The sequence below is a fragment of the Pseudomonas parakoreensis genome, from assembly GCF_021602155.1.
GTDB lineage: Bacteria > Pseudomonadota > Gammaproteobacteria > Pseudomonadales > Pseudomonadaceae > Aquipseudomonas > Aquipseudomonas parakoreensis.
Genome location: NZ_BQHY01000004.1, coordinates 20,601 through 33,324, shown reverse-complemented (window position 1 = coordinate 33,324; position 12,724 = coordinate 20,601). Strand labels below are relative to the sequence as shown.

At 60.9% G+C, this 12,724-nt stretch carries 14 protein-coding genes and 1 pseudogene; 11 read left to right on the top strand and 4 right to left on the bottom strand.

Annotated elements, in window-relative coordinates; all coding sequences use genetic code 11:
* Positions 1-109 precede the first annotated feature (109 nt).
* Positions 110-481 carry a DUF6124 family protein gene (locus L6D63_RS07145; protein WP_131671363.1) on the top strand — a complete coding sequence of 124 codons (372 nt, stop codon included), beginning with the start codon at positions 110-112 and terminating at the stop codon, positions 479-481.
* Between the two features lie 140 nt (positions 482-621).
* Positions 622-981, top strand: a complete 360-nt coding sequence (locus tag L6D63_RS07140) for a DUF6124 family protein (RefSeq protein WP_131671364.1) — start codon at positions 622-624, stop codon at positions 979-981.
* Between the two features lie 63 nt (positions 982-1,044).
* On the opposite strand, the gene L6D63_RS07135 is transcribed toward L6D63_RS07140, so the two are convergent.
* Positions 1,045-1,803 (bottom strand): helix-turn-helix transcriptional regulator, encoded by a 759-nt coding sequence (locus L6D63_RS07135; RefSeq protein WP_131671365.1) that lies wholly within the window; start codon positions 1,801-1,803, stop codon positions 1,045-1,047.
* 148 nt (positions 1,804-1,951) lie between these two features.
* Positions 1,952-2,875, bottom strand: a complete 924-nt coding sequence (locus L6D63_RS07130) for a universal stress protein (RefSeq protein ID WP_095668998.1) — start codon at positions 2,873-2,875, stop codon at positions 1,952-1,954.
* Between the two features lie 310 nt (positions 2,876-3,185).
* Between L6D63_RS07130 and L6D63_RS07125 the strand changes: the two genes are divergently transcribed.
* The 4 genes from L6D63_RS07125 (at position 3,186) to L6D63_RS07110 (ending at position 6,827) form a co-directional block, all read left to right on the top strand.
* Positions 3,186-4,259, top strand: coding sequence for an NAD(P)-dependent alcohol dehydrogenase (locus L6D63_RS07125; protein ID WP_095668999.1), 1,074 nt, complete (start codon positions 3,186-3,188; stop codon positions 4,257-4,259).
* 35 nt (positions 4,260-4,294) lie between these two features.
* Positions 4,295-4,510: a hypothetical protein gene (locus L6D63_RS07120; RefSeq protein WP_095669000.1), complete on the top strand. Its 216-nt coding sequence runs from the start codon at positions 4,295-4,297 to the stop codon at positions 4,508-4,510.
* A 38-nt stretch (positions 4,511-4,548) separates the two neighbouring features.
* Positions 4,549-5,787, top strand: a complete 1,239-nt coding sequence (locus L6D63_RS07115) for an MgtC/SapB family protein (RefSeq protein ID WP_047293758.1) — start codon at positions 4,549-4,551, stop codon at positions 5,785-5,787.
* Between the two features lie 116 nt (positions 5,788-5,903).
* Positions 5,904-6,827, top strand: a complete 924-nt coding sequence (locus L6D63_RS07110) for a universal stress protein (RefSeq protein WP_131671366.1) — start codon at positions 5,904-5,906, stop codon at positions 6,825-6,827.
* A 50-nt stretch (positions 6,828-6,877) separates the two neighbouring features.
* Here L6D63_RS07110 and L6D63_RS07105 read toward each other — a convergent pair whose 3' ends face one another.
* On the bottom strand, positions 6,878-7,441 hold the full coding sequence (locus tag L6D63_RS07105) for a GNAT family N-acetyltransferase (RefSeq protein ID WP_041074987.1): 564 nt from the start codon (positions 7,439-7,441) through the stop codon (positions 6,878-6,880).
* 224 nt (positions 7,442-7,665) lie between these two features.
* Between L6D63_RS07105 and L6D63_RS07100 the strand changes: the two genes are divergently transcribed.
* On the top strand, positions 7,666-8,580 hold the full coding sequence (locus L6D63_RS07100; RefSeq protein ID WP_131671367.1) for a universal stress protein: 915 nt from the start codon (positions 7,666-7,668) through the stop codon (positions 8,578-8,580).
* Between the two features lie 16 nt (positions 8,581-8,596).
* Here the strand turns inward: L6D63_RS07100 and fnr are convergent, their stop codons facing one another.
* Positions 8,597-9,340: a fumarate/nitrate reduction transcriptional regulator Fnr gene (gene fnr, locus L6D63_RS07095; RefSeq protein ID WP_047293765.1), complete on the bottom strand. Its 744-nt coding sequence runs from the start codon at positions 9,338-9,340 to the stop codon at positions 8,597-8,599.
* Positions 9,341-9,599: 259 nt separating this feature from the next.
* On the opposite strand from fnr, the gene L6D63_RS07090 reads away from it, so the two are divergent.
* The 4 genes and pseudogenes from L6D63_RS07090 to L6D63_RS07075 all read left to right on the top strand — a co-directional run.
* On the top strand, positions 9,600-10,520 hold the full coding sequence (locus L6D63_RS07090) for a universal stress protein (protein WP_047293767.1): 921 nt from the start codon (positions 9,600-9,602) through the stop codon (positions 10,518-10,520).
* 158 nt (positions 10,521-10,678) lie between these two features.
* Positions 10,679-11,311, top strand: a complete 633-nt coding sequence (gene ycaC / locus L6D63_RS07085; protein WP_041074995.1) for an isochorismate family cysteine hydrolase YcaC — start codon at positions 10,679-10,681, stop codon at positions 11,309-11,311.
* Between the two features lie 199 nt (positions 11,312-11,510).
* Positions 11,511-12,446, top strand: a complete 936-nt coding sequence (locus L6D63_RS07080; RefSeq protein WP_131671368.1) for a Gfo/Idh/MocA family protein — start codon at positions 11,511-11,513, stop codon at positions 12,444-12,446.
* A 72-nt stretch (positions 12,447-12,518) separates the two neighbouring features.
* A pseudogene (locus L6D63_RS07075) lies at positions 12,519-12,695 on the top strand (ABC transporter permease); the annotation flags it as partial.
* Positions 12,696-12,724: the final 29 nt, after the last annotated feature.

Here is a 12,724-nt window from a genome sequence, read left to right as displayed (position 1 = left end):
TGAGCGCCGGGTTCCTATTGCAGCCGGTCTACCAACCCGCGTATGGCCACCACCCCTCGTTTGGTAGCGAGAGTGATGGCTCCTGAATAACTGCAATAGGAGTACATCCATGTTCAAAGCCACACCCAACCCCCCAGACACCTCAATCCCGTACGACCCAGCCCTCGACCCGCAGAAGATAAAAGCGGCCACCGCCCGCGCCATCAACTTCTACCTCAACCCCGGCGCCCTGAAGATCTCGATCCCTTCAACACCCTCAAGCAAATCCAACAGAATCTTCCTCATCGACCCCACCGTGGACGAGGAAACCTTGCTCGTCGAAGCCTGCGAATCGTTAGCCGCCGCCAGCGATATGGCCCGCGATATTGGCGACGTCGTCGACCACCCACAGCGCCGGGCGATGCTGATGCTGCATCAGGTGATCATGCTCAGTGAACTGATGGTCAACCGAGTACTGGACGGCCGCCGCGTGCCGAACTAACTGCCCGGTCCTCTGTAGGAGCTGCCGCAGGCTGCGATCTTTTGATTTTGTTTTTCAAGATCAAGATCAAAAGATCGCAGCCTGCGGCAGCTCCTACAGAAAGTCATTCTTTCAATGTGCCTCGATCGGAGTTCCAACTGATGTCCGAAACCCCACCCAATCCGCCGATCACAGAATCGGTATCGCCGTATGAATCCCACAACTCCAGAAAACTCCACGAAGCCGCCGAACGCGCCCTCGACCATTACCTCGCGCCCGCGCACATCATGGCAACGCCGTACAGCCCCAGCAGCATGTTCCTGGTCAACCCGCAAACCGATACCGAATCGCTGCTGGCCAACGCCTGCGAATCCCTGGCCTCGGCCACGGTCATGCTCGGTGATTTCGCCGGCACGCTGGAAGGGCCGGGTCGCAATACGGCGCTCGGCATTGCGCAAGTGGTGATGCTGGGGGAGTTGGCGGTGAATCAAGCGCTGGATAGAGTCATGCCGAAGGATTAAGCCGCCAATGTAAAAAAAACCGCCACCCGGTGAGGGCGGCGGTTTTTTTCTTCAGTGGCGGACTCAGGCCGCGCTGGTGGCGGAGGACGTGTCCTCCGGCGAGTACATCCAGCGCATCAACGAATGCCGGCCGCTGATTCCCAGCTTGATCGCGGCGCGCTTGAGATAGCTTTCCACCGTGTTGACCTTCAACTGCAATTGCTCGGCCAGCTCCGGCGCGGTACGCCCGGCGAGCAGGCCAATGCACACTTCGGTTTCGCGATTGGACAGGCTCAGGCCCAGTTGCTGCAAACGTTCGTTGAAGCGCAGTCGCAGGTTGTCCAGGCCCGGTTGCGCGCCGTCAGTGCCGGGCGACGGCTCCTCAGTGCCGGTTTGCAAGGGTTGCAGGGCGTGTATGTGTTTTTCCACCATCGGCAACAGCACCGGAGAGATGTCCTGCAACAAACTCTGCTCCTGAGCCGAGAACCGTTGCGACTGGTCGTTGCGATACACCGAAATCACGTAGCGGTAGCCGTCCTTGCGTCGGGTCAGGTGCAATTGTGAGGCGTCGGCGCTGGCGGAGGCGGGCGGGTCTATTGGCGCGCTCGAGCGTGCGGCAATGTGTTCGCAGAATACCGTTTCAGCCTGCTGGGCCGGGTCTTTGCCGGTTTCCGGCGGATTGCGATGGGCGGGGCGGCCCACCGGCTCAACGCGCATTTGCCGAATGTGCGTGGCGTCCACCGCCAGTTGCGTCTGGATCAGGTCATGCAGCATTCGCGGAAAGTGCCGGCTACCGGTGCTCGCAATGACTTTGCCGATATGGGGAAACAGGTGTGAGTTCATAAACATCATCCATGAGTTGCAGGTGAAACAGTCCCATTCCTGACCTGCGTCGAGCGTGTTCCCTGGTCGACGCAATGTCAGGATGTGGATCCTATCCTAGTACAACGTTTGAAAGACGGTTTAATGAAGGCGTTATCAGCTTATAACTTCACTCGATTTTTTCCGGCGCCACCACCCACACGCTGCATGGCATCTTGTACAGCAGGTGTTCGACGGTGCTGCCGATCAGACGGCCCACACCCCGGTGGGCGATGCGGCCCATGACGATCATGTCGATGTCATAAGCATCGGCGTAGCTGGCCAGTACCTTGGCCGGGTCGCCCAGGATCATGTGCTGGTTTTCTGCCGGAATATCGTTGCGTTCGGCCAGCTCACGGAACGCTTCGCCCTGGGCATCGAACAGCGCCTTGGCGGCACTGGAGGAAAAGAACGCGGAGGCGTGATCGAAACCGAATTCGGCGGCGCTGAGCGAGGTCAGGTCATGAGCGTAAATCACGTCGAGCTGCGCGTTACACAGCGTCGCCAGTTTATCGGCCTCGTACAGGATCCGGTCGTTCAGACCTTGGTACTGACCATCGCGATGGAACGGGTCGACCGCCGCGACAATCCGCCGTGGCAGCGCGTGTTGCACATGGCTGACGAAATGCAGCGGCACCGGGCATTCGCGCAGCAGGTGCACATCCAGCGGGGTGAACATCAGGCGCGACAGCAGCGATTCGTGTTCCAGTGCCTTGATCAGCGCCGTCATCGGTTGTTCGTGCAGGTGAATGAGGATTTCCTGCAGCGGCCTTTCGACCCAGACCACCTCGGTGGTGACGTGCACCCCGAGTTTGCGCAATGGCCGGGCCTGATCCTCGAGCCATTGATGATGGCGTTCGATGTAGCCCAGGCGCATCTGTTCCAGCGCTTGTTCGTTGACCAGTCCGGCGGTCGCCAGGCCTTCCAGATAATCGAAGGCGACGATGTGCAACGCCGCGTCGGAGGCCTTGGCCAGCGCGGCGGCGCGCTCGAAAGCCGGGCTGTTTTTCATCAGGGGCGAAACCACCAGCATGAAACGCGATTGCTCAGACATGACAAATCTCCCGTGGTTGATCGCACACACGACGCGAAAGGGCGGCGTTGTGTTCGGGCCGTGAGCCTTGAGTCCATCGTGGCCCGGGCGTGGCGGGCGGGATTGATATTTGTCAACGGGGCGATTCACCCACACAGTCCATCGGACGTGCGGTAGGGGGTGGCTGTCCGGGATCCCGAGTGGGAGCGGGCTTGCTCGCGAAAGCGGTGGGCTGATCCGCAGATTGTTTGACCATTATCAACGTTGGCGCTGTGACGACGGCGCAGTCTTGAAGACATCTCAAGCTGCGACCCGCTCAGAGGATTTGATCATGACCATGATGAAAGCAGCGATCTTCGTCGAAAAGAACCGCATCGTGCTCGACGACAAGCCGATTCCGCAAGTCGGGCCACTGGATGCGCTGGTGCGCGTCACCACCACGACAATCTGCGGCACCGACGTGCATATCCTGCGCGGCGAATACCCGGTGGCCAAAGGGCTGACCATCGGTCATGAGCCGGTGGGCGTCATCGAGCGGCTGGGTTCGCAGGTGCGTGGTTTCGTCGAGGGTCAACGGGTGATCGCCGGGGCTATCACGCCCAGCGGCCAAAGTTACGCCTGCCTGTGCGGTTGCGGCTCGCAGGACGGCCCGGACACCCGTCACGGCTTCAAGGCGATTGGCGGCTGGAAGTTCGGCAACACCATTGACGGCTGCCAGGCCGAATACGTGCTGGTGCCGGACGCCCTGGCCAATCTGTGCCCGATCCCCGACGGCTTGAGCGACGAACAGGTGCTGATGTGCCCGGACATCATGTCCACCGGTTTTTCCGGGGCGGAGCGCGGGGAGATCAACATCGGCGACAGCGTCGCTGTCTTTGCCCTCGGGCCGATCGGCTTGTGTGCGGTAGCGGGGGCGCGCCTCAAGGGCGCCACCACGATCATCGGCGTCGATGCCGTGCCCGAACGTATGAGCGTCGCCCGCCGACTGGGCGCGACCCATGTGGTCAACTTCAAGGATGGCGACGTGGTCGAGCAGATCATGGCGTTGACCGATGGCCGTGGTGTCGACGTGTCCATCGAAGCGCTGGGCACCCAAGGTACGTTCGAATCGGCCTTGCGGGTGCTGCGTCCCGGTGGTCGCTTGTCGAGCCTGGGAGTGTACTCCAGCGACCTGCACATTCCGCTCAATGCCTTTGCCGCCGGGCTGGGTGATTACAGCATCGTCTCGACCCTGTGCCCCGGTGGCAAGGAACGCATGCGCCGCTTGATGGCGGTGGTGCAAAGCGGCGCGGTGGATCTGTCGCCGCTGGTGACCCATCGCTTCAAACTCGATGACATCGAGGCGGCGTATGAGCTGTTTGCGCATCAGCGCGACGGGGTCATGAAGGTGGCGATTACCCCTTGAACAAGGGCCTTTTCCGATTCGACGGAGGCTTTTCGATGAACATTGATATCAGTGCAACGGCGGCGCCGCATGGCTGGGTGGTGTCGCTGGATGATTGTCGCGTGTACTTCAATCAATTGCAGGAGGCGCAGGCTTTTGTCAGCCGGCTCCAGGCCCGTATCGACGCGCCGCATCCCTGGCCACACGCAACTGAGCATCAAATATTTACCCCACCCGCGCCGGCCAGAACCGTGAAGGCTGTTGCGGGCTGAATTCGATCCGCGCAGGGGTAAGGCAGGGCAAATCGACGATGAATGAATCCCTGGGCATGACGGGGGCGGCGGCTGCCTTGGGCATCGGCATGCTCATCGGTCTTGAGCGCGAACGGCACAAGGGCACTGGTGAGCGTCGAGGCAGCGCTGGTTTGCGTACTTTCGCGATCAGCGCGTTGCTGGGCTACGCCGCGATGGTGGTGGGGGCGGCGCTGTTGGTGGGGATTGTCGCTATCGGTTTGACCTTGCTGATCACCGTCGCCTATTGGCGCGGGCGCGATGACGACCCCGGCGTGACCAGCGAAGTGGCGCTGATCATCGTGCTCATATTGGGCGCGTTGTGCACACGCTCACCCGAACTGGCGGTGGCGATTGGCGTGGTGGTGGCGGGTTTGCTGACGTATCGGGAAAAGCTGCATGACTTCGCGATCACGCAGTTGAGCGAAACCGAAATGCGTGATGGCCTGATCTTGCTGATAACCGCGCTGGTGGTGTTGCCGTTGACACCGGATCGCTACATCGGGCCGTACGCCGCGCTCAATCTGCGCACCATTTGCACCTTGACGGTATTACTGATGCTGGTGGGCGCCGGCGGGCACATTGCCGTTCGTACGCTGGGCATTCGTTACGGCTACGTCCTCAGCGCCATCGCCTCCGGCTTCGCCTCCAGCACCGTGACCATTGCGACGATGGGCCATCGGCTCGCCCGGGAGCCGGCGAATCTGCGAATCCTCAGCGCGGCAGCGCTGCTGTCCAATCTGGCGACCATGGTTCAGACCGGGCTGATTCTCGCCACCGTCGATCCAGCCTTGTTGCGCAACATGTGGCTGCCGTTAGTCTGCGGCAGCGTGGCGACGCTGATCTACAGTGCTTGTCTGATGCTTCCCCGACCCGCCAGAGGAACTGAAAAGACGCTGTCGATAGGCGGTGCATTCAATTTGAAACTGGCCTTGATCGTTGCGTTGACCATGACCGCGATCACCCTTGTGTCATCGGCCATGCTCAGTCAATTCGGCCAAATGGGCGTGATGCTCACCGCCACCTTCAGCGGTTTCGCCGATGCGCACGCGTCTACCGCCTCGATCGCCGGGTTGGCCAAGGCCGGTCTGTTACCGGTGGAGGCGATTGTCGCTCCGGCGCTGATCGCGATCAGCAGCAACTCGTTAAGCAAATGCGTGGTGGCCTGGGTCAGCGGCGGCAGGCGTTTCGCGGCGATTGTCATCCCCGGACAGGTGCTGCTGACACTGGCGATGTGGGCCGGCACCTTGTGGCACTGAAACGCGGCGGCGCGGGTTTGAGGCAGATCTGATCAAGATCAACTCGTCGGCAGCAGGAGCGGGCAATCTGGAGATCTGTTCACTCGATCCCGATGGCCGCCGTGCCGAGGTGCCCCATGTCGCAGACCCAACGCTTGTTGTTGATTGCTCCCCCTACCATGAGCCACACCCCGGCGTTCGAACGTGCCGCCGCGTTGGCGGTCGCCATGCAGTTGCCGTTGCACATCGTCGCCTTCGATTACCTGCAGGCGCTGGCGGTGGCGGGCCTGTTCGCTCCTGAGCAAATCCGTCTGGCCCGGGACGGTTATTTGCGCACGCATCGCCAGTGGCTGGCCGAGCAGGGCAAATTGCTCGAACGGCATGGCATCCAGGTCACCAGTGAGGTGGTCTGGGTGCAACATCCTTACGAAGAAGTCCTGCAGTTCGTCAACGAAATGCCGTTGGCGCTGATCATCAAGGATGCGCAGCAGGAGTCGGCGTTGAAGCGGGTGTTTTACACCCCGCTGGATTGGCAACTGCTGCGCGACTGCCCAGTGCCGGTGCATCTCGTCACCGATGACGTGCATCCAAGGCCACGCAGTGTGCTGGCGATCATTGATGTACTGCGCAGTGAAGATCAGGACCTGCTGTTCAACGATCAGATTGTCGACGCCGCGGTGCGCCTGGCCGAGCAGTGTGATGCCAGCCTTGAGTTGCTGCATGTCTACGACTGGGCGGCGGTGTATGCCACGGACATGGGCTACGGCGCCTTGCCGCTGGCCACCGGCATCTATGAGTCACTGGGCAGTGCGCAACAGGAGGCATTTGCCGCCCTGGCCGAACGCCACAGTGTACCGCCGACCTGCCGACATTTTGTCGAGGGACCACCGGTGCCGAGCATTTGCGAGTTTGCCGCCGAACATCACATTGAGGTGATCGTGTTGGGCACGGTGCAGCACCACGGTTTGAACAAGTTGTTGGGCACCACCGCCGAACAGATCCTGCATCGCGCGCCGTGCAGTGTGCTGGCGATCAAACCGGGACATACCTTGCAATCGTGAAGAATCGCCCGGTGCCGAGTCGTTTTGCAGACTCGGCACCGGGCGATTTTTTACAGGTGAAGACGGTGTATGACCTGACGGCTGTCTTCAGGATCGTGGTGGGTTTCGAACTTCAGCGCCCGCGCCAGTTCGCGCATCGGTTCGTTGCTGGCAACGTCGACCGAATACATCTGGCGGAAGCCGTTCTGGCGTGCAGCCTTGATCAGATGCTCCATCAACAGCGTCCCCAGGCCCAGGTGTTGCCATTCATCGGCAACGGTGACGGCGCATTCGCATTCATGCTCGCCGGTGGCGGCATAACGGCTGATGCCGATTTCGATCAACTGGCCGTTTTCATGCACCAGCGCGATGAACGCCGTGCGCTGCCGGTTATCGGTGTCCATCAGTTGGTCGAGCATTGCCGGGCCGGGCTCGCTGATCTGCGCCAGAAAACGCATGTGCCGGGACTCGGGCGACAGGCGTTTGATGAACGCGTATTCACGCTCGCGATCCTTTTCCGCCAGCGGACGGATCAACACATGACGCCCATCCTTGACGGCCTCGATCCAGTGTTGCCCGGAGACTGCGGCGTAGGCCGCCACGGCTCGATCGTTGTGGTCTTTGACTGTAAGCATGGGGTAATCCTCCATCCGGTTTGAAAGGCTGACACGGGTTGAGCAACGGTTGTTTTTGATGGTTTTACGCCGTCGCCGAGGCCAGCATCTGATCTGGATCAGACACACGCGAACGCGTCACTCAATGGCCGTTGGTTGATGTAAATCAACGTCGGGCAGTGGGCCGCGAGCGCAGGCTGGAACCTTGCCGGTCGTTCAACGCCGGTGCCGAGCGGAGGTGTGTGATGGGGCAATATCAACGTTTGCTGCTGGTCGCCGACCAGACCCTGCATCAGTCACCCGCCATGCTGCGCGCCATGGCGCTGGCCAAGGCGAGCGGGGCGGCGCTGGACGTACGGGCCTTTGTCGAACCGGTGCCGGTTGCGCATCTGTGGGAAGAAAGAATCGACGAAGTCGACGCTCAGCGCTATTTGCGGCGCTACCGCCGCTGGATCGCCGATGAGGTCGAACGGCTCAACGGCCATGGCCTGAAGGTCACCGTCGACGTGGTGTTCACCACGCACCCGTTGCTGGAAATTCTCAGGACCGTGCAGGCACTCAAGCCCGATCTGCTGATCAAGGATGTGGCGCTGGAGCCAGTGCTGAAACGGGTGTTTATCACGCCACTTGATTGTCACTTGCTGCGTGAATGCCCGGTGCCGGTGCACCTGGTCAATCAGATTCGCTACGCATTACCGCATCGAGTGGTCGCGGCGGTGGATCCGTTCGATCCGGCCACGCAGATCAACGGCTTGAACGACACCATCATCCGGACGGCCAACGCCCTGGCCTTGCAATGTGACGCGCCGTTGCACTTGTTGTACGCCTATGACTTGTCGGCGGCATTCAACGGTGACGCACCGCTGGTGACCGGTGGCTGGAACGGCAACTTTGTCGAAGAACTGCGTGAATCGCTGCATCAGGCTTTTGTGACCCTGGCCGATCGTCATGGCGTACCCCCGGAACGTCGGCATTTCGCCATGGGCTTGCCGGTGCCGGTGATCAGTGAATTTGTCGAGCAGTACCTGGCTGACGTGGTGGTGATGGGCACGGTGCATCGGGTCGGCGTTGACCGGTTGATCGGCAGCAACACCGAGCGGGCACTGTACTCGGTGCCCGGCAGCATTCTGGCGGTCAGGCAACGTAGCCCCAGCGATTGACCGGCCGGGGCCGGCCTCAGCGCGGCGAGCGGTGGCAGCCGGCAACCAATTGCTTGAGGCCGTCCATGTTCTGGATTCGCACGTCGCGGCCGCTGATTTCCACCAGCCCCTGATCCCGCAGGTGAGCGATGCCCCGGCAGATGGTTTCCAGACGCATCCCGAGAAAGGAGCCGATTTCCTCACGGCGCATTTTCAGCACGAAATCCTTCGCCGAGTAACCGCGCAGGCTCAAGCGTTGTGACAGGTTGAGCAGAAACGCCGCCAGCCGCTCATCCGAGTTCATGTTGCCCATGAGCATCAACATGCTGTGGTCGCGAACGATTTCACGGCTCAGCAACCGATTGAGGTTGTGCTGCAGTGACGGCAGGTTCTGCGCCAGTTTTTCCAGCTGCGCAAAGTGGATCGGACAGACCTCGCTGTCCTCCAGGGCAAAGGCATTGCAGGCATGCTCGTCGGCGCTGATGGCGTCCAGCCCGAGCATCTCGCCGGGGATGTGGAAACCGGTGACCTGTTCACGGCCGTCCACCGACAGCATGCTGGTCTTGAACGAGCCGATTCGCACGGCATACAACGAGCGCAGCGGATCGCCCGTGCGGTACAGCGCGGCCCCCTTTTTGACCTTGACCCGTTGCACGATCAGCGTGTCCAGGCGCTCGACTTCTGCACCGCTCATGCCGATCGGCAGACACAACTCCAGCACACTGCAGTTGGAGCACGCGGTTTTGAGGTGGTGCACCGGCAAAGCAAGTTTTTCGGACATGGGAGGGTTCACGCGGTTGGGGGTGGGTTAAGCATAGGTGCCCCGCATACGGACATCGATTTCATTTAACAACCGCCTGCGCCAGCTGACGAACGGACGAAAGCGCAGTGCGGGGAACGCAGCTGCGCCATTGCTTGATAAAAATCAGAACCCTCGCAAGGCACCGTCGGATACTGGCCGGGCAAATGGTCACTACTCGATCGACAGGGATGTCAGGCTGGCCCTCAGGCCAGTACCGCACTGCCAGGATGAGGTTCGTATGCTCAGATTCAAGCGAATGCTGTTGATCGCGCCTGCCGAAATGGTTCGCACCCCGGCCTTCGATCGCGCGATGGCTCTGGCTCAGGCAACCGGTGCGGCGCTGCACATCGTGGCGTTCGATTATGTGCAGGCGCTGGCGGTGGCCGGTCTGTTTGATCACGATGCGATGGCCCAGGCACGCGAGGGTTATTTGCAAGTGCACCGGCACTGGCTGGAGCAACAGGCCCGGTTCCACACCGGCTGCGGCGTGCAGGTCAGCAGCGAAGTGGTCTGGGCCAGGGCCACGCCGGCGCATCTGCTGGAGTACATCAATGACTATCGAGCCGATCTGGTGATCAAGGATACCCATCATGTTCCGGCGCTGAATCGGGCATTCCATCGACCGCTGGACTGGCTGTTGCTGCGCGACTGTCCGGCCCCGGTGCATCTGGTCACCGAAGCCCGTCATCCTTTGCCGCTGAAAATGCTCGCCGCCGTCGATCTGTCGCATCTGGAGGCTCTGACCCAAGGCCTCAACGACCGCATCCTCGATCTGGCCGCCACGCTGGCAAGCGCTTGCGACGCCGAGTTGCACCTGCTCAACGTCAGCAACTGGTCGGTGCTGGGCGATGCGGCGATGAGCGTGCCGACCCTGAGTCTGGATCACAGCCTGTGCGAGGCGATCAACGACACCCAGCAAGAGGCGTTTGATGCGCTGGCCGAGCGTTACGCAATCGAGACTCAACGCCGACACCAGATGACCGGGATCCCGCACAAAGTGATCGAACAGTTCGCTCGCCAGAACGCGTTCGACCTGCTGGTGCTCGGTACCGCCTACCAGCAGGGCCTCAACGGCTTTATCGGCGCGACAGTCGAGAGTGTCCTCAACCGGGCGCCGTGCAGCTTGATGATCGCCAAACCCTTACCCGATGCGGATTGAGGAGCAACCAGACAAAGCCGATCCGGGCCATTAGATTGTCCGTTATGAGTTGACAGTGAAACGCTTTTCAACCGATTTATCGGTTTCGGTGGTGTCAGTAATCTGTGCCCATGTTCAACGCAACGCCAACCACCACAACCAAGAAAAGGGAATCAAACATGAGCACTGCAACCTACAACCGCCTGAACAAAGACGACGCCGTAGTCCTGCTGGTCGACCACCAGACCGGTCTGATTTCTCTGGTTCAGGATTTCTCGCCAAACGAATTCAAGAACAACGTGCTGGCGCTGGCCGACCTGGCGAAATTCTTCAACCTGCCGACCATCCTCACCACCAGTTTCGAACAAGGCCCCAACGGCCCGCTGGTTCCGGAACTGAAGGAAATGTTCCCGGACGCGCCATACATCGCCCGTCCAGGCCAGATCAACGCCTGGGATAACGAAGACTTCGTCAAGGCGATCAAGGCCACCGGTCGCAAGCAGATCATCATTGCCGGTGTCGTGACCGACGTCTGTGTCGCATTCCCGACCCTGTCGGCACTGGCCGAAGGCTTCGACGTATTCGTCGTCACCGACGCCTCCGGCACCTTCAACACCACCGTCCAGCAAGCCGCCTGGAACCGCATGACCCAGGCCGGCGCTCAAATGATGAACTGGTTCTCGGTCGCCTGTGAGCTGCACCGCGACTGGCGCAACGACATCGAAGGACTGGGCAATCTGCTGTCGCAGCGGATTCCGAACTACCGGAACCTGATGAACAGTTACTCGGCGTTGACCGCGCAGCAAAAGTGACTGCAGCGTTGTGAATGTGAAAGCCTGCCCTGAAAAGCAGGCTTTCTTTGTTGGCGCCGCTGCATCAGCGTTGCTACCCGTTGCGTTGACCGAACGCGCACACCAGCAGTTTTTTGATCACCACCACCGGGTATTCCCAGTCGTTTACGGCTAATCTGCGCACTCGCTGACGACAACAAGACAACAACAGGAGTCACTGATGCAACCGATCCGTCTCGGTCTGGTGGGCTACGGCAAGATTGCCCAGGATCAACATGTTCCGGCGATCAACGCCGATCCCGGATTTCGTCTGGTGGCGGTCGCCACGCAAGGTAAACCCTGTGCCGGGGTGGAGAACTTTCACTCGTTGAGCGAGTTGCTGGAACACGGCCCCGAGGTGGATGCGATTGCGTTTTGTACGCCGCCGCAAGGTCGATTCGCACTGGTGCAGCAGGCGCTGGCCGCCGGCAAACATGTGTTGGTGGAAAAACCGCCGTGCGCCACGCTGGGCGAGGCGATGGCTTTGGTCAATCAAGCCCGGCAGCAGGACGTCAGTGCGCTGTTCGCCTGGCATTCGCGCTACGCCCCCGGTATTGAAGCCGCCCGCGACTGGCTCGCCAGCCGCACGCTGCAAAGCGTGCGGATCGACTGGAAGGAAGACGTGCGCAAATGGCATCCCGGTCAGACGTGGATCTGGCAACCCGGTGGTCTGGGCGTTTTCGATCCGGGCATCAACGCCCTGTCGATCGTCACCCGTTTGCTCGCGCAGCCACTGTTTGTCGAGTCCGCCGAACTGCGTGTACCGGACAACTGCCAGTCGCCGATTGCCGCGTCGATCAAAATGTCCGATGCCAGCAGACTCGACGTGCAGGCCGAGTTCGATTTCGACCACGGTCACGACGAACTCTGGAGTATCGAGATTCGCTGCGCCGAAGGTGTGCTGCGTCTGGACAACGGCGGAGCGCTGCTGAGCATCGACGGCGTGCGCCAAGTGGTGTCGGAAGAGGGCGAGTACACGGCGGTGTATCGACACTTCCGGCAACTGATTGGTGATCGGGCCAGCGACGTCGATCTGCAGCCACTGCGGCTGGTGGCGGACAGTTTCTTTGTCGGCAGCCGGGTGGCAGTCGAGCCTTTTTATGACCCGGCACGCTGATCGGTTGAAGCGGGATAGCGGTTGCGCGATGTCAGCGAACCTGAGCGTCAGGCCTAAGCTAATGCAAAAAGGGTATTTGTGTCCTGCGAGATGCTCGGGGTCAGCGCCGGGTTGGGCTACTTCATCCTCGATACGCGTGATCGTCTGGCGTATTCGGAACTGATGGCGATGGTGCTGCTGATCGGCGTACTGGGTTTTGCGCTGGATGCGTTCGCGCGCTGGCTACATCGACGCTGGGCGCCGGCCTGAGCCTCTTCACCAGCAGGCTCGCCCCTGCC